We start from the raw sequence: 17,187 nt of genomic DNA, 5'->3' as shown, positions 1-17,187 counted from the left end.
AGTGGTGCCCGACCGGCTGTGGATGGATTCGACACCCTGTGGATGACCAAGAGCCCTGCTTGCGGCCCCGAAGGGGTCAGTCCGGCTGGTGAGCGTCCAGGACTCGGTGCACGAGGTCGTGGAAAAGGCGGAGTTCAGCGGAGGTCAGGGCGTTCAGGGCGGCAGGCGGCTCGCTGACCCGGGCGACCAGCTCCGCGCGCACACGTTCCCCCACCGCGGTCAGGGCGACGACCTTGATCCGGCGGTCGGTCTCGTGTGGGCCGCGCGCGACGAGGGCGCGGCGTTCCAGGCGGTCGACGATCCAGGTGGCCGTGGAGGCGTCGCAGCGCCAGAGCTCGGCGAGGTCGCGCATGGCGGGGCGGGCGTCGGGGGTGAGCGCGATCAGGGCCTTGACGTCACCGGGGCTCAGGCCTGCGGCGGCGGCGGAGCGGAGGTTGGCCTCGGTGGTGGCGCGGAACAGCTCGTAGAGGGCGCTCCAGGTCGCCGCGCCGAGCCGGTTGTCGTCCACGGGACCAGGGTAATCGGCCGCGGCTTGACAGTGGAGGCGCGTCGCCCGCCTCACGCCGACGTCGCCCAGGCCCTGCTCGCCCTGCTGCGCCACGACGGCATGGACGGCCAGGCGGTCACCGTCGCCGACGACGCCCCGACCACCGCCTGGGACATCGCGGCGCTGACCGGACAGGCACCGCCGCGCGACCTGCCGCAGCCGGACCCGTGGGAGCTCATCGTCGACACCACCCGTCTGCGCCGCACCCTCGGCGTCCGCCCGCGCCACCCGACCGTCCACACAGCACTCGACGCCGACGCGCTGTGATCACGGCCGGGAACGGCCGGACACTCGCGCGAGCACAAGGACTCAGGCGTCCTCGGGTTCCGTCTGGCAGTCGGCGAAGAATCCGCGGGTACCTTGGGCAAGGTTGGTCATCTGATTGCCCGCGTCCAGCCGAGTGGTCAAGGTCAGCCGCCAACCACGCACGGGAGTGTCCGGGGAGATCGTCCATCGCAGATCGATGGTTCCCCAACCATTGTGGCTCGCCGCCAACGCGATGTGGTCGGCGCGCCAGTCCCGGACCCCGGTCCAACCGCGATAGTCGGCGGCCAGGGAGTCCAGGAACTCCGGAAGGTCGACCTCGGCGACCGGGTCGAGGCGGAGGGGACTCCGCACCGAGATCCCCTCCGCCTCCACCTGGATATCCATCACCAGGTAGAGGCGTTTGAAGCTGTAGAACTCCGCATACCGTGGCGGCCCGATCAGTGTTACCCGCGTGCGACGGTCGCCGACGCTCTGGAAAACCACCGAGGACACCGAAATCCCCCAGGATCAGCGGCTGGTGCGAAACTTCCGGAGGACGGCTCAACCTCCGGGCACAGCGGACTCATTCACTCTTCGAGCTGTCACACGCCGTCACCCGGTAGAGCTCGAAGGTGCCGCCACGATCGAGAAGATCGAAGCCGGGCGTGCCGGGCGGCGGGTAGGTGACGCCGTCCCACATATTGTCCCACGGGCGGTCGTTGGTGAGCAGGTAGCGGACGTTGAGGCGGCGGGCGATCTCGCAGACCCGCGGGTCGGTGTTGGCCTTCACCAGGTACTGCGCCAGATAGGCCTGGTCGGTGGTCATCCGGCCCAGGTTGATCTGGGGGAACAGCACCTGGCGGCCGCTGATCGCCATCGCCTCGGGGCTGCCGTTGAAGGGCATCTGGGCGATGATCGCGCCCGGCTCGACGTACCGGTTCAACCGCTTGTACAGCCCGTACTCGTCGTCATCCACCAGGCGGTGGTCGCGCGGGTACGCGGCGAGGACGCGGTTGCGGTGGTCGGCGTGGTTGACCACGCCGGTGCCCAGGACGAACACCGCGAGCACCGCCGGGACCACCAGCGGGGCCAGCCGCACCCGGCCCTCGGACGTGGTCAGCAGGCGCCGGACGTAGGCGATCGTCGCGGCCAGGCCGATGGCGGCGAGCGGGACGCCGGTGATCGGGACCATCGCGGCCAGCCGGTGCGAGTCGGTGTACCAGAAGCCGGTGAACAGCCGCCGCGTCGCGCCGGGCAGGCCCGCGGCCAGCACGTACAGGCCGCCCGAGATGGCGTGGCTCGCGACCAGCCAGCGGCGGGTGCGCTGCACGAAACAGGTCACCACGCCGACCACGACCAGCGCCGCGAGCACCCAACCCGCGGCCCGTCCGTTGGTGGCGCCGGTCAGCACCTCGCCGAGCGCGTGCGACGGGGTCTCGAACGGCAGCGCGGCCGCGTTGATCGTGCCCGCGAACAGGTCGGTCTTGGCCACCACCAGGTAGTACAGCGGTGGCGTGAGCACCAACGGCGACAACAGCAGCAGCGACAGCCCGCGCTGCCCGGCGGCCCGGCGGCGGCGCGCGGCCAGCACCAGGCCGAGGATGATCACCGGCAGGGCGACCGCGAGCAGGCTGAACACCGCGTTGGGGTGCGCGATGGCGACCGCGAACAGGATCACCGGCGCGAGCAGCCACGCCCGGCCGCGGCCGATGGCGTCGTCCTGGGCCAGGCCCGCCATGGACAGCACGGCCGCCAGCGCGGCGGGCACCAGCGCCAGACCCAGCAGGTTCGGCCACAGGATGCCCCAGCCGAGCAGCTCCCACGGGAACGCGCCGAACGCGATGCTCAGGAACCCGGCGAGGCCGAGCAGCAACGGCTTCGGGCCGAGCAGCTGGCGGGTCAGCAGCACGCAGCCCAGCGGCCAGACGACCAGCGCGATGGTGACCGACAGGATGTTGGCCGCCACCGGGACGGACCCACCGGTGATCATGACCAGCAGCGAGCCGAGGTCGTGCCAGCCCGCCGGGTAGAAGCCGCGCACCCGGTCCGGCACGCCCAGCGTGTCGACCATCAGGGTGGAGGCGTCGCGCGAGTTGAGGATGTGCGCGATGGCGTTGTAGTGGAACGGCGAGTCGGAGGTCTCGATCAGCTGTTCCGGCGAGGTGATCACACGGGTGACGGTGAACGCGCCGAACAGCATGGCGGCCAGGATCCCGGCGGCTGCGGCGAGGATCGCGGGCCGCGGGTCGCCCGCGATCGGAGCGGCCAGTCGGGCGCGCAGCGGCAGCACCACCGCCGCCAGCAGACCGGCGGTCCCGGCGAAGACGGCCAGCAGCAGCCACGGCGACCACGCGATGCCGAGCTTGGACGCGACGATCGCGGTGACCACCACGACGAACACGACCACGATCGGCGCCAGCGCCACGGCGGCGAGCCTGCGCAGGCCGAGCAGGTAGGTGATCGGCACACCGGGCACCACCAGCCCCAGCGCGCACACCAGCACGCTCGGCACGCTGCCAAGCCAGTTCATTCGGGTACCCCCGGTAGTTCCTGTCGTCCGGAATCCGGACGAGCACATCCCCAGCACCCGTCCGCGAGCGGAAACGGGCTTATCCGGCATGCTATACATCCGGCCCCGACGTGCGAGTCCCGGGGTATGCACGCAGCGTGCTCCCCGAGTCCATCCTGGATCGTCGGGATCCGAATGAGACCAGGTGGCGTGGTGTTCGGCAACTCGACCGGCCGTGTACGGTGCGTGTTCACCCGGACGCGGAAAACCACCCGTAAGTGACGCCGGGTTTCCCGATCGGGATCCGGGTCGAAAATCGCACACCGTTCTCCGATGCGCACGGATTTGTCCACGCGTACGAATACACCCGGCCCGGAGCAGAACACCACGGACCGCCGCGCCATCGTCGAAAGGTGCGAAAAGAAGTCCGTCGGACTGTGCCTCGCGGCAGTTGACAATTCCGCTTCCGACCGTTCGTCCGCGCTGGTCCGAGCACTCGTGCCCGGTCCTCGGACAATCGCCGACGGATAGCGCCGATACCGTCCGGTGATGGGTAATGTTCGACGGTAGGCGGCTCACCCGGGCACTTCCGAAACCGGTTCGTGCCCGGCGGTACTCCGCGCGTCGCAGCACCCCGCGACCCGCCGAGTGAACCCGAGGCCGCCCCGACCGCCGGCGGATCCCGGGGGCCGAGCCGAAGGAGGCAGTTACACCGTGACCGCGAACGGCACCGCCGCACGAGAGGGCACAGAGCCCGCGCTCGTGCGGCTGTTGAGCCCCGAGGGCACCCGCGTCCCGCACGACGAGTACTCGATCGACCTCACCCCGGAGCAGCTGCGCGGGCTGTACCGGGACATGGTCCTGACCCGCCGCTTCGACGGCGAGGCGGTCTCCCTGCAGCGCCAGGGCGAGATGGGCCTGTGGGTCTCCGCGCTCGGCCAGGAGGCCGCGCAGATCGGCTCCGGGCGGGCGGCCCGGGATACCGACTACATCTTCCCCAGCTACCGCGAGCACGGCGTGGCCTGGTGCCGCGGCGTGGACCCGCTGACCCTGATGGGCATGTTCCGCGGCGTCAACCACGGCGGCTGGGACCCGAACACCAACAACTTCCACCTGTACACGATCGTCATCGGCCCGGTCACCCTGCACGCCACCGGCTACGCGATGGGCGTGGCCAAGGACGGCGCGGACATGGCCGTGCTGTCCTACTTCGGCGACGGCGGCTCCAGCCAGGGCGACGTGTCCGAGGCGCTCAACTTCGCCGCGGTGAACAACGCGCCGATCGTGTTCATCTGCCAGAACAACGGTTGGGCCATCTCCACGCCGATCGAGAAGCAGACCCGGGTGCCGATCTACCAGCGGGCCGCGGGCTTCGGCTTCCCCGGCGTGCGGGTGGACGGCAACGACGTGCTCGCGATGATGGCCGTGACCAGGGCCGCGCTGGAGCACGCGCGCGGCGGCAACGGCCCGTTCCTGATCGAGGCGCTGACCTACCGGATGGCGCCGCACGCCACCTCCGACGACCCGACCCGCTACCGGTTCGCCGAGGAGGAGGCCGAGTGGCGGCTGAAGGACCCGATCGCCCGGCTGCGCGCGTACCTCGTCAACGAGGCCTGGGCGGACGACGCGTACCTCGCCGCGATCGAGGCCGAGGCCGACGCGCTGGCCAAGCGGGTGCGTGACGGGCTGCGGTCGATGCCGGACCCGGAGCCGACCGCGTTCTTCGACCACGTCTACGCCGAGCAGCACCCCCTCGTCGACGAGGAGCGGGCCGAGTTCACCCGGTACCTGGCCGGGTTCGAGGAGGGGCACTGATGGCCGCGCGGACCCTGACCATGGTGAAGGCGCTCAACGAGTCCCTGCGCAAGGCCATGGAGGACGACCCCAAGGTGCTCGTCATGGGCGAGGACGTCGGCAGGCTGGGCGGCGTGTTCCGGGTGACCGACGGCCTGCAGAAGGACTTCGGCGAGGACCGGGTCACCGACACCCCGCTGGCCGAGTCCGGCATCGTGGGCACCGCGATCGGCCTGGCGTTACGCGGGTACCGGCCGGTCGCGGAGATCCAGTTCGACGGGTTCGTCTTCCCGGCGGCCAACCAGATCATCACCCAGCTGGCCAAGATGCACGCCCGCTCACTGGGCAAGGTGCGGCTGCCGGTGGTCGTCCGGATGCCCTACGGCGGCGGGATCGGCGCCATCGAGCACCACAGCGAGTCGCCGGAGGCCTACTTCGCGCACACGGCCGGGCTGCGGGTGGTGACACCGTCGAACGCGGCGGACGCGTACTGGATGCTGCAGCAGTCGATCCGGTCCGCCGACCCGGTGATCTTCCTGGAGCCGAAGCGGCGGTACTGGGAACGGGCCGACGTGGATGTGGACGAGATGCCCCTGCCACTGCACCAGGCCCGGGTGGCACGGGCCGGGACGGACCTGACGCTGCTGGCCTACGGGCCGATGGTGCGGCTGTGCCTGGACGCGGCCGAGGCGGCCCGGGAGGACGGGCGAGACCTGGAGGTCGTCGACCTGCGCTCCATCTCGCCGATCGACTTCGACACCATCCAGGCGTCGGTGCGGAAGACCCGGCGGCTGGTGGTCGTGCACGAGGCGCCGGTGTTCCTCGGGCCGGGCTCGGAGATCGCGGCCCGGATCACCGAACGCTGCTTCTACCACCTGGAATCCCCCGTACTGCGGGTCGGCGGCTACCACAGCCCGTACCCGTCGTCGCGGCTGGAGGAGGAGTACCTGCCCACCATCGACCGCGTACTCGACACCGTCGACCGCGCGTTCGCGTTCTAGGGGCGCCGCGTGACGACAGTGAAGTCCGTGGAATCCGGGCTGCGCGAGTTCCGCCTGCCCGATGTCGGTGAGGGGCTGACCGAGGCCGAGATCCTGACCTGGCGCGTCCAGGTCGGGGACCGGGTGACGGACGGGCAGTTCGTGGTCGAGGTGGAGACGGCGAAGGCGGCGGTGGAGCTGCCCATCCCCTTCGACGGGGTGGTGCACGAGCTGCGGTACCCGGTGGGCGCGACGGTGGACGTGGGCAGCGTGATCGTCGTGATCGCCGCCGGGGGCGCGGGGGCTTCCGGGACCGCCGAGCCTGCCGAGGAGCCGGAGCCGCCCGCACGACAGCCGGTCCTGGTCGGCTACGGCGTGGCGGAGGGGTCGGGCGGCAGACGCAAGCGGACGAACGCGCCGTACCCGACCCGGTCGATGGCACCGGCACAGTCGGCGGGGTCGGCACCGGGGGTTCGGCCGTTGGCCAAGCCGCCGGTGCGGAAGCTGGCACGGGATCTGGGGATCGACCTGGCCTCCGTGACGCCGTCCGGTGTCGGCGGGATCGTCACCGCCGACGACGTGCGGGCGGCGGCCGTGCCCGAGGTGCGGACAGTGCCGGAGAACCCGCGCGAACGCCGGGTCCCGATCAAGGGCGTGCGCAAGGCGACCGCGCAGGTGGTCTCGCGGAGCGCGTTCACGGCACCGCACGTGACCGAGTTCGCCACGTTCGACATCACCGAGACGGTGGAGTCGGTGGCGGCGCTGAAGCAGGACCCGGCGTTCGCCGGTGTGCGGGTCAGCCCGCTGCTGCTGGTGGCCCGCGCCCTGCTGGTCGCGATCCGCCGCAACCCGGGCGCCAACGCGCGGTGGGACGAGGCGGCCCAGGAGATCGTGACGTACGACTACGTGAACCTGGGCATCGCGGCGGCCACGCCCCGGGGCCTGATCGTGCCGAACATCAAGGACGCCGACCGTCTCACGTTCCGCGACCTGGCCACCGCCCTGGCGGACCTGGTCGGCGAGGCGCGCGCCGGGACCACCACCCCGGCGGCCCTGCGCGGTGGCACGATCACGATCACCAACATCGGCGTGTTCGGCGTGGACACCGGCACCCCGATCCTCAACCAGGGCGAGGCCGCCATCCTCGCCTTCGGCGCCATCCGCGATATGCCGTGGGTGGTGGACGGGAAGGTGGTGCCCCGCAAGGTGACCACGCTGTCGCTGTCCTTCGACCACCGCCTCGTCGACGGCGAACTCGGCTCCCGGCTCCTCGCCGACACCGCCGCCCTGCTGGAACACCCCAGGCGCTTCCTCACCTGGACCTGACCGCGCCCGACCGAGGCCCCGGACCGACCCACGGCCCGGGGCCTCGGCCTTTCCCGAACCCCTGTCCGACAACACGAACCCGCATCCCGGCACCGCCCGGGTGCATGTCACCTCCCAGGCGGACAACCTCCGATGTGGAGCGATAGACGCCCGATCCCATTAACTGGAGCGCTGAATCATCGGCCTGCGTTCGGAGCAACCTGTTTGCCCGGTGATCAACAGCGCGCTTACCATTCCGGCACCGAATGGTCCCCCGCCGAACGGATGTCCTCATGCGCGTGCGAACCGTGGTGGCGGCCGTGCTTGTCACGGTCGGCAGCGTCGTGGTGATCGGCGAACCCGCCAGTGCGACAGGCCAGACGGTCACGGTCGCGCGGGCCTGTGACTCGCCGTCGGTCGGTCGGGCGGATCTCACGCTCGCGGGCGACATCGAGAACCCTGTCTTCGACTACCTCGGCCCCGAGCCGCGCGCGGTGACCGGGATGTTGACCATCCCGACGGCCGGTCTGTCGGGCGCGGTCGGTGTCGAGGGGACGGTCACCGTGCGTCTGGTCGCGCAGACCGCGTTGGGTACCTCGTATCCCACGCGCACGCTCGACCTGCGGCCCACGCAGATCACCCCGGGGCAGGACGCGGTGATCCCGGTGTTCGGGTACGCGACCGCCGCCGTTCCGGGGCGCGTCTGGGGATCCACGACCGTCGATGTGGACAGCGTCCAGTTCACACTCACCGGCAAGCGCGCGGACTGGTCCGACATCACCCCGGTCAGCACCACCTGCGTGCGCGGCGACCAACCCACCGCGCGCTGGTACTCGGTCACCACCATGGACATGCGGCCCGACTACGTCCCCGCGCCCAACCCGTTCTCCGCCGACGCCACCGCCGACAGCGTCACCGCGCACTGGGGCCTGACGACCGCCACCGGCTACCAGGTGCTGCTCGACGACCGCGTCGTCGCCACGACCGGCTCCAACGACACCACCGCCACGATCACCGGACTGACCCCCGAGACCGACTACTACGTCCGAGTCCGCCCGATCGACCAACTCGGCCGTCTGGTCCGCTCGACCGCCCCGATCAAAGTCCGGACACTCCCCCGCACCACGACCTTCCCGTACACGCTGACCGGGACCGCGCGGGTGAAGGGCGCGACGGTGCCGTTGACCGGATCACTGCGCACGGTCCTGGAGGCCTTCTCCGGCAAGCACACCTCGGACCTGACCCTGGACCCGACCGACGTGTCCGCGCGGGGAACATCCGCACACCTGGAGTTCGTCCCGGAGTCACCGACGACCGGGACGTTGTCGGCGACCGTGTTCACCGCGAACGCGCGGGTCGCGGTCGTGGTGAAGTCCGTGACGGTGCGCGGTCACCGGGTCCTCATGCCCGAGGGCTGCCGGACCGCACCCGTCGACCTCCCACTGCGCTCGGCCGCCGGCTTCGACCCCCGGCTGGGCGGGGAGGTGACCGCCGCGTTCACCGTGCCGCCCCTGACCGGGTGCGGCCCGCTGACCACCACGGCGAACGCCCTGCTGACCGGTGGCGGCAACACCGTCACCCTCCGGCTGGTCGGATAACGACAGTCCGTTATGGACGGTGTGCCCGCCCCCTGGGGATCCGGAACAGGGGCGGGCACACCTATCCACCGAGTCGGCCCAGGGCGAGGGCGATATCGCCGGGCGGGATTGGGAACTCACCCCGCGAGGCCTGCCGACCCGGCAAGTGGGCCGACCCGATCAGCCGCCGGTACCGTCGTCGTACGGGGTGAGCACGGCGGACGCGGTACAGCCGCCGCTCGGGGTGGTGCGGATGCCGGGACTCCCGTTCGCGGAACTCGGCCCCGCCGCGAACGCCACAACCGGCGCGCACACCCTCTCGCGTACCTCCATGCTCTCCACTCCCCTCTCCCCGACGACCACAGCCGGACCGGCGTGCCCATCACCGGCCCGACCGGTCCACCGACAGGGGCCTGACCGGGCTTCCGCGACCCGGACCACCGATCTCGGCGGCCCGGGGAGAACTCTGCCGGTGCTCGGGGTGCGCGGTCTTCGTGAGCGGTGACCAATCCTGGGACGGGATCGGGTCTGGGATTTGTCAGAGACCACGAAAACGAGGATCCGTCCGCGAACGATCGCGCGAGCGCGAAAGATGGAGGATGGAGGGCAGACAACTACAACACCTCTCAACAGGAACAGAAGCCCACACCCCCGCCAAGACGACACCCGCCCGCACAGTTGCGTTCTCTTGCGGTGGCGTCATCCTCGGCTTGGCAGCGTGGTCCCGTAGTCCGCGCGGTTTGGTGTCACGCTGTCGGATAACCTGCTCAACGGAAAACACATCATCCGATGATCAGGTGCCCGACTTAGTGAAGCGGGTCCTGCCCGAACCACATTCCGGGCAGGACCCGACTTCCCCCCTTGCGACGCCTATCCAGTTCAAGCGGGCGGATGACCGGGACGGACCAACGTGGGAGCCGTGTGCGGGTGGCCATCGGGCCGTCCCGGTTCCGCCCGCCGCAGTGCGTGTCGGGCCCTCGCGAGGGCCCGACGTCCAGGCTGGTTCCCCCCTGCCCGGGTGGCACCACAGCGGTCGGTTCGCGGTGGTGTGCCGCTTGCCGGGGAACACTGTGCGCCAAGGCGCGGAAGAAACGCTGCAGTACGGTGGGAAGGGTCGGCCGACCTGCGGGAACGGTGTCGGGGGCGCGGGATAGATTGCTCTGGTGACGGCGAGCGGGGGTGAACCGGCGGATACGGGAACGCGTTTCGGGGTGTTGGGCGCGACGGCCGCGTGGCGTGGTGGCGTGCCGGTGCGGCTGGGGCCTGCGAAGACGGTGCGGGTGTTGGCGGTGTTGTTGCTGCACGCGGACCGGGCGGTGGACCGGGGCGAGATCATCGAGTTGGTGTGGGCGGGGCGGCCACCGAAGAGTGCGGTGAACCTGGTGCAGAAGTATGTCGGCGACCTGCGCCGGGCGCTGGGGCCGGGGGTGAGCGCGCCGGAGCTGCACGGTACCGGCTACCTGTTGCGGTTGGGGCCGGACGAGCTGGACAGTCGGGTCTTCGAGGGTCTGCTGGACCGCGCGCGTCAGGCCGACGCGGTCGGGCGGCTCGGCGACGCGGAGCGGTTGTTGGCCGAGGCGTTGGCGTTGTGGCGTGGTCCGGCGTTCGGCGACCTGGACGTGCCTGCGGCGGCGGCCGAGCGGGCGCGGTTGGACGAGTTGCGGGTCACCGCGCGGGAAGACCATGCCGATCTCGCGCTGCGCACCGGCGACAACACGGCCGCGATCGCCCGGTTGCGACATCTCACCGCCGAGCACCCGTTGCGGGAACGTGCGCGGGAGTTGCACATGCTCGCCCTGTACCGGAACGGCAGGCAGGCCGACGCGCTCGCGGTGTACGCGGATCTCCGGACGGTGCTCGCGGACGAGCTCGGCATCGATCCGGGACCGTCGGCGCGCGCGATGCACGAGCGCATCCTGCGCAACGACCCGGCACTCGCGCGACCCGCCCCGGCGGTCACCCTGCCCCGGCAGCTGCCCGCGCGAGTCCCGAACTTCACCGGTCGGGCGGCGGAACTGCGCAGGTTGACCGAGGTGTTGGAGGCCGCGCGGGACACCATGCGGATCGTCACGATCAGTGGATCGGCGGGCATCGGCAAGACGACGCTGGCGGTGCAGTGGGCGTATGAGGTGCGCGAGCGGTTCCCGGACGGTCAGCTCTACGTCAATCTGCGCGGGTTCGAGCACACCGGTGCCCGCACCTCCCCCGAGGCGGCGGTGCGCGGTTTCCTGGAGGCCCTGGGTGTCCCGTCCCAGCGCGTCCCGGTGACACTGGACGCGTCGACCGCCCTGTTCCGGAGTCGGCTCGACGGCAAGCGCGTGCTGGTGTTGCTGGACAACGCCGCCGACGCCGAGCAGGTCCGACCGCTGCTGCCCGCCGCGCCGGGGTGTCTGGTCGTGCTCACCAGTCGCCACCAGCTCGCGAGTCTGGTGACGCTGGAGGACGCCGAGCCCATCTCGCTCGACCTGCTGACCGGCGCCGAGGCCCGCGACCTGCTCGCGTCCCGACTCGGTTCCGACCGGGTGGGAGCGGAGCCCGACGCGGTCGAGGAGATCGTGACCCGGTGTGCACGTCTGCCGCTCGCACTCGCGATCGTGGCCGCGCGGGCCCGCACTCGTCCCGGAACGCCGCTGGCCACGCTGGCCGAGGAGTTGCGGGACGCCCCGAACCGGCTGGACGCGCTCGCGGGCGAGGATCCGGCGGCCGATCCGCGCACGGTCCTGTCCTGGTCCTATCACCGACTTCCGTCCGCCGCCGCCCGCCTGTTCCGGTTGCTGGGACTGCACGTCATAGCCGATATCGCACTGGAGGCCGCTGCCTGCCTGGCCGACCTGCCGGTCCCGGCCGCCCGGGAGCTGATGTCCGAACTGACGGAGGCCCATCTGGCCACCGAGTCGTCCCGGGACCGTTTCGTCCTGCACGATCTGCTGCGCGCCTACGCGGCGGAGTTGGTCACGTGCCAGGAATCGGGCAGTGCGTTGAACCGTCTTTACGACCATTACGTGTCCGGCGCTGCGACGGCGATGAACGCTTTGCACCCGGCGGAGACCGAGCATTGGACACGGGCCACTGGTTATCCGTCCCAGGATCTGCCGGAGATCACCCAGGACGCGGCGCGCACGTGGTTGGACACGGAACTGCCCACCCTGGTCGCGATCACAGAAGGCGCCGGGACGCGGCACGTGATGACGTTGTCCACGATTCTGTTCCGCTACCTGGAAAGCGGCCACTACACCGACGGACTCACCGTCCACACCAGCGCGCTCGCCGTCGCCCGGCGCCTTGGCGACCGGGCGAGCGAGGCACACACCCTGTCCCTGCTGGGGAATGTCCACACGCGACTCGGCGACTACGCGACCGCTCGTGACCATCATCAGTCGGCGATCAGGTTGCACCGGGCTGCCGGGGATCGGTCCGGGGAAGCGCGCACGCTGAACTGGCTGAGTGTGGTGGATTGGCGGATCGGTCAGTACCACGCGGCCGAGGAGGACGCGTTGCGGGCGTTGGCGTTGGCGGAGGAGCTGGACGATCCCGACATCGCCGCCTCGTCGTTGGGAAGTCTGGGAGTGGTGACCACGTTCCTGGGGAAGTTCGACGATGCGGTGGTGTACTACCGTCGGGCGTTGGATCATCATCGGGCGGAGGGTGATCGGTATGGGGAGGCTCGGACGTTGAGCAATCTCGGGCTGACGTTGACCCGTACCGGTCATGACGATGAGGCTGCCGAGTACTTTCAGGCCGCTCTGTCGATCTCGCGGGACCTTGGCATCCGGTTCGGCGAGGCCGAGACGCTGACGAACCTGGGCGGGGTGCACAGTCGGCAGGGGCGGGCGAGCGACGCGGTGGACTGTCTGCGGCGGGCGCTGGTGATCTTTCGGGAGACTCGGGAGAGATACGGGGAGATTCGGGCGCTCAACGGGCTGGGCGAGGCGGAGCTTGCCTCCGGGCGGCCCGGGATGGCGGTTTCCCATCACATGGCCGCGGTGTCGATCGCCGCGGAGACCGACAACCACGATGAGCGGGCGCGGGCGCATATCGGGCTCGGGCATGCCCACCTCGCGTTGGGATCTCCGGCGGATGCCAGGAGCCAGTGGCTGACGGCACGGGACATCTACGCCGGTCTGGCCTCGCCCAGGCTCGATGACATCCCCGCGTTGCTGGACCTTCTCCCCGACGAAAGCGAATAGCCGACGTCACCGGCGGTCCGGTGGCAGTACAGGCCGGATATCAGCCGCAGGGGGGTTGGAAGTCCGCGTCCGGGAAATACGAACGCCACTGTTCCACCGTCAATCCCGGCCCACCCGCGCCACAAACCCGGGCCGCCAACCGTCCCGGATCAATGTCCCACAACGTCGCCGTGTTGTTGTCGCCGGTAGTGGCGACCACTGTCCCATCCGGACTGAACGTGATCGCATGGCTCGACGACCGAGCACTGACCAGCTCGGCCCGTAACCGAGGCGCTCGGGGATCCCCCGTGTCCCACAGCTGCGGTGGACGCCCGCCCCCGGCGATCAGGGCGAGCGTGTCGGTGACAGGGCTGAACGCCAGCTGCTCCCCCCACTCGCTGGCCTGGTCGAAACTGACCGGGATCTCGGACAACGCCTCCGGATGCGCGGGATCCCCCAACCCCCACAACCGCGTCGTCGTATTCGGGGCCGTCGTGGCAAGGACACCATGGCGGTCGAAAGCCAGGGTGGCCGTGCGAACGGGCAGATAGCCGGCCACCCGAACCTCGTGCAAGTCGGTGATATCCCAGATCCGGACCGCCCCATCGACTCCCAGGTTCGGCTCGGCGGTGACCAGCAACCGGCCATCAGGACTGAACGCGGCCGAGCCCGCGGTGATGCGCCAGCCGAGCATCTTGCGGGGAGTACGCGGATCCGTGATGTCCCACAACCGGTTCGCCGCGTACAGCACCTTCCCGTCCGGAGCGAGCGCGATCGCGCCCGGATCGCCCTCGGCCGGTATCTGTGCCAGTTCCTCGAAACTCCCGTCCCGCAACGGATGCCACAGGTTCGCCGTGCCGTCCAGGGCAGCGGCGGCCGCCAGGTCACCGCGCGCGGTGGTGGTGACCGAGCCGATCACGTCGGCCGTCTGCCTGCCGCCCAGCCTGCGCGGAGCCGTCCGGTCGGACACGTCCCAGGTGCGGACCATGCCGTCGGTGGCGGCGGTCACCAGCTGGCCGCCGTCCGGGGTGAAGGCGGTGGCGGTGACCGCGCCGACATGGCCCGCCATCAGCTCGGGCGCGATGTCCGTGAGCCGGGTGGTGCGGTCCTCGGCGGTGGTCGCGATCACCAGGCCGTCGGGGCTGAACGCGATGCCGCGCACCGGGGCCGTGTGCCCGGTGAGCACGCCGACCTCGCCCGGGTGGCGTGGGTCGGTCACGTTCCACAGCCGGACCGTGCCGTCGCAGCCGCCGGTGGCCAGGGTCAGGCCGTCGGGGCTGTACGCGGTCGCACGCACGGCGCTGGTGAAGCCGCCGATCGTGCCCAGGTCGGCGGGGTGGGCGAGGTCGGTGATGTCGATCAGGCGCAGCACGCCCTCGCCGACGCCGACCGCGAGGGCGTGGCCGTCGGGGCGGAAGGCGAGGGACTTGGTGGCGCCGGTGGGGTCGGGGACGGTACCCGCGAGCCGGGGGCCCGCGTCGGTCATGGTCCACAGGCGCACCTTGCCGTCGGGTCCGGTCGCGGCGAGGACGGTGCCGTCCTGGCTGAACGCGGCCAGCGGGCTGTGCCGGGGCTTGCCGGAGACGGCCGGGTCGGGTCCGATCAACGGCCAGGTGCGGCGCGGCGGGGCGAGCTCGGCCACGGTCACCCCGATGTACGGGGACACCTGGGCGACGAACCTGCCGTCGGGGCTGACCGCCTGGGCCGACAGGTCGTGGTCGCCGTCCGGGCGGGCGGTGGCGTCGAGCAGACCCCACGCCTGGGCGGTGTCGAGGCCGGGAAAAGCGCGGATCTCGCGGTGGTCGGCGCCGAGCTCTGGGTCGACGCCCCGGCGCAGGGTGTCCACCAGACGCGGCATGGTCTCGCCGTCGAGATGCCACAGTCTGGCGCCCTCGCCGTCCACGGTGAGCAGGGACTTGCCGTCCGGCGCGAACGAGAGCCGATACGCGCGGCCGACGCCGGGCAATACGCGGGCGCGTGGGACCGCGGACGCGGAGATCAACGCGCTCAACGTCTCCGGACCGGGCCGCAGCCGATACGCGGCCAGGGCGATCTGCCCGGCCAGCACCGGATCGCTGCCGCGCAACGTCGCCGCCGTCTCGACCGCGCGCCGTGCCGCGAGGGTGAGTCGTTCGTCGGCCGAGGACTTGCGCGCGTCCACCGCGAACGCCAACGCGCCCGCCGCTATCAACAACAACGCGCCCAACAGCGCCACCAGCCTGCGCGTCTGTCGGGAGCGCAGGCGCGCGGCCGCGTGTTCCGCCTCCCACGCCGCGACGCTGGCGGCGAGGAACCGGCGTTCCCGTCCGCTGAGCGAGCGCGCGGTGGCCGACCACTCGCGGGCCAGGGCGAGGCGGGTGCCGCGGTAGAGGGCGCCGGGGTCCTCGTCCAGCGCCGCCCACGTCTGCGCTGCCTCGGTCAGGTCGCGGTGCGCCCGGTGGCCCTCGCGGTCCTCGGCCAGCCAACCGCGCAGCCGGGGCCAGTGCCGGACGATCGCCTCGTGCGTGATCTCCACGCCCTCGTGGTCCAGGGTGACCAGGCGGGCGGCGGCCAGCCGGTCGAGCACCGGGGTGGCGTCCTCGTCCAGCTCGTCCCGGACCACCCGGCGCTTGGTGTCCTCGGCGTCCTCGCCCGGGGCGGTCAGCCGCAGGAAGATCTGCCGGGCCACCGCGCGGCCGCCCGGGTCCAGGCCGGTGTAGACCTGCTCGGCGCTGCGCGCGATGGCGTGCCGGATGCCGCCCGCGGCCTCGTACCCGGCGGCGGTGAGCGTGGTCCCCTTGCGCCGCCGCCAGGTCTCCCGCAGCGCGTGCGCGACCAGCGGCAGCGAGCCCGGCCTGCCGATCGCGTCCGCGACCAGGGTGGTGACCAGGGCGGCCTCCACCCGGCAGCCGACCGACTCGGCCGGGCGGGTGATCGCCTGCCGCAGCTCCTCCGCGGTCATCGGGCCGAGCAGCACCTGAGCGCCGCGCAGCGCCGCCACCAGGCCGGGGTGCCGGGCGCAGTGGCCGAGGAAGTCCGCGCGCACGCCCAGCACGACCCGGGTGCGGCTGGTGTCCGCGGTGGCGGCGGCGACCAGGGCGTCGATGAACCAGTCCCGCTGCGCGGGGTCCTCGCAGACGGTGAACAGCTCCTCGAACTGGTCCACGACCAGCACCAGCTCGGCTTCGTCCGGCTCGTCGACGAGCGCCTGACGCACCCGCAGGTGCAGGCGGTCGGCGCTGCCGGGCAGCTCGGTCCGCAGGGTGGCGGCGGGGACGCCGAGGACGCTCGCCAGGTGCACGGCGCACTCCTCGACCGGTCGCCGCCCCGGCGTGAACACGACCACCCGCGAGGTGAGGGCGGGGGCCAGCCCGGCACGCAGCACCGACGACTTGCCACTGCCCGACGGGCCGAACAGCCCGACGAAACGCTTGCCCCGCACGTGGTCCACCAGCTCGTCGACCACGCGCTCACGGCCGTGGAACCGGTGCGCGTCGTCCTGCCGCAGCGGGCGCAGGCCCACGTAAGGAGCGTCCTGCTCCGGACACGGCGCCGGTTCGTCCGGTTCGTCCGCGGCGGCCAGTTCGGCGGCGGTGTCCCGCCAACGCGCTTCCCACTCGTGCGCGTCGCCGCCGCAGCCGCCGACGAACGCGAGCGTGACCGCCAGGCTGGGCAGCTTGCGGCCGCCCGCGGCCTCGGACAATGCCGCCGCCGAGTAGTGCGCGCGCTCGCTCAGCACCCGGTAGGTCGGCCCGCCCGCCGCGGACCGGAGCGCGCGCAGCCCACCCGCGAACCTCGTCAGCGTCTCCGGCCCCGGCCCCAACGGCCCCTCGCCCCTCGGCATCCCCCACCCCCCGCCTCATCGGCACACCCCAGCCATTCCCCCTGGTCCCGATCCCTCCCCTTCGGGACCCCGCACGGGCTCCCCCGGCCCATCACCCGCGGGCGAGCCACCGCCGGCCGGACTCCCGCACACCGGTCCCCCATGGCCCCCCGCCACCGGTGTGCGGGAGGCAGGCACCCCCGGTCATCGCGGCTCCGCGACTCCCCGCAGCAACCGGTATAACGGACCGGCTTTGTTCAC

The 17,187-nt window shown here is 71.6% G+C and carries 11 protein-coding genes; 6 read left to right on the top strand and 5 right to left on the bottom strand.

Annotated elements, in window-relative coordinates:
* Positions 1-76: 76 nt before the first annotated feature.
* Positions 77-508 (bottom strand): MarR family winged helix-turn-helix transcriptional regulator, encoded by a 432-nt coding sequence (locus C503_RS46695; RefSeq protein ID WP_018681277.1) that lies wholly within the window; start codon positions 506-508, stop codon positions 77-79.
* Positions 509-532: 24 nt separating this feature from the next.
* Here C503_RS46695 and C503_RS46690 point away from each other — a divergent pair, with 24 nt between their 5' ends.
* Positions 533-814: an NAD-dependent epimerase/dehydratase family protein gene (locus C503_RS46690; RefSeq protein ID WP_169514500.1), complete on the top strand. Its 282-nt coding sequence runs from the start codon at positions 533-535 to the stop codon at positions 812-814.
* A gap of 42 nt (positions 815-856) precedes the next feature.
* Here C503_RS46690 and C503_RS43050 read toward each other — a convergent pair whose 3' ends face one another.
* Positions 857-1,306, bottom strand: coding sequence for a DUF6228 family protein (locus tag C503_RS43050; RefSeq protein ID WP_018681275.1), 450 nt, complete (start codon positions 1,304-1,306; stop codon positions 857-859).
* Between the two features lie 70 nt (positions 1,307-1,376).
* A complete protein-coding gene (locus tag C503_RS47715) occupies positions 1,377-3,323 on the bottom strand; it encodes a DUF6541 family protein (protein ID WP_018681274.1) in 1,947 nt (648 codons plus the stop codon).
* Positions 3,324-4,016: 693 nt separating this feature from the next.
* Between C503_RS47715 and pdhA the strand changes: the two genes are divergently transcribed.
* From pdhA to C503_RS43045, 4 genes are all read left to right on the top strand, one after another.
* Positions 4,017-5,117, top strand: a complete 1,101-nt coding sequence (gene pdhA, locus C503_RS0105930; RefSeq protein WP_018681273.1) for a pyruvate dehydrogenase (acetyl-transferring) E1 component subunit alpha — start codon at positions 4,017-4,019, stop codon at positions 5,115-5,117.
* Positions 5,117-6,097 (top strand): alpha-ketoacid dehydrogenase subunit beta, encoded by a 981-nt coding sequence (locus C503_RS0105925; RefSeq protein WP_018681272.1) that lies wholly within the window; start codon positions 5,117-5,119, stop codon positions 6,095-6,097. The genes pdhA and C503_RS0105925 overlap by 1 nt, the downstream gene beginning before the upstream one ends.
* 18 nt (positions 6,098-6,115) lie before the next feature.
* Positions 6,116-7,402 carry a dihydrolipoamide acetyltransferase family protein gene (locus C503_RS0105920; RefSeq protein WP_018681271.1) on the top strand — a complete coding sequence of 429 codons (1,287 nt, stop codon included), beginning with the start codon at positions 6,116-6,118 and terminating at the stop codon, positions 7,400-7,402.
* Positions 7,403-7,674: 272 nt separating this feature from the next.
* Positions 7,675-8,979 (top strand): fibronectin type III domain-containing protein, encoded by a 1,305-nt coding sequence (locus C503_RS43045; RefSeq protein ID WP_018681270.1) that lies wholly within the window; start codon positions 7,675-7,677, stop codon positions 8,977-8,979.
* Between the two features lie 159 nt (positions 8,980-9,138).
* Here C503_RS43045 and C503_RS45715 read toward each other — a convergent pair whose 3' ends face one another.
* Positions 9,139-9,291, bottom strand: coding sequence for a hypothetical protein (locus C503_RS45715; protein WP_156893002.1), 153 nt, complete (start codon positions 9,289-9,291; stop codon positions 9,139-9,141).
* 830 nt (positions 9,292-10,121) lie between these two features.
* On the opposite strand from C503_RS45715, the gene C503_RS38155 reads away from it, so the two are divergent.
* Positions 10,122-13,145 carry an AfsR/SARP family transcriptional regulator gene (locus tag C503_RS38155; RefSeq protein WP_084476806.1) on the top strand — a complete coding sequence of 1,008 codons (3,024 nt, stop codon included), beginning with the start codon at positions 10,122-10,124 and terminating at the stop codon, positions 13,143-13,145.
* 40 nt (positions 13,146-13,185) lie between these two features.
* Here C503_RS38155 and C503_RS0105900 read toward each other — a convergent pair whose 3' ends face one another.
* Complete coding sequence (locus C503_RS0105900; RefSeq protein ID WP_156893001.1) at positions 13,186-16,947, bottom strand: WD40 repeat domain-containing protein; 3,762 nt, start codon at positions 16,945-16,947, stop codon at positions 13,186-13,188.
* Between the last annotated feature and the right edge of the window lie 240 nt (positions 16,948-17,187).

This window comes from Actinokineospora enzanensis DSM 44649, assembly GCF_000374445.1.
Taxonomy (GTDB): domain Bacteria; phylum Actinomycetota; class Actinomycetes; order Mycobacteriales; family Pseudonocardiaceae; genus Actinokineospora; species Actinokineospora enzanensis.
The sequence above is the reverse complement of the archived record's forward strand: the minus strand, read 5'-3'. Positions and strand labels throughout refer to the sequence as shown.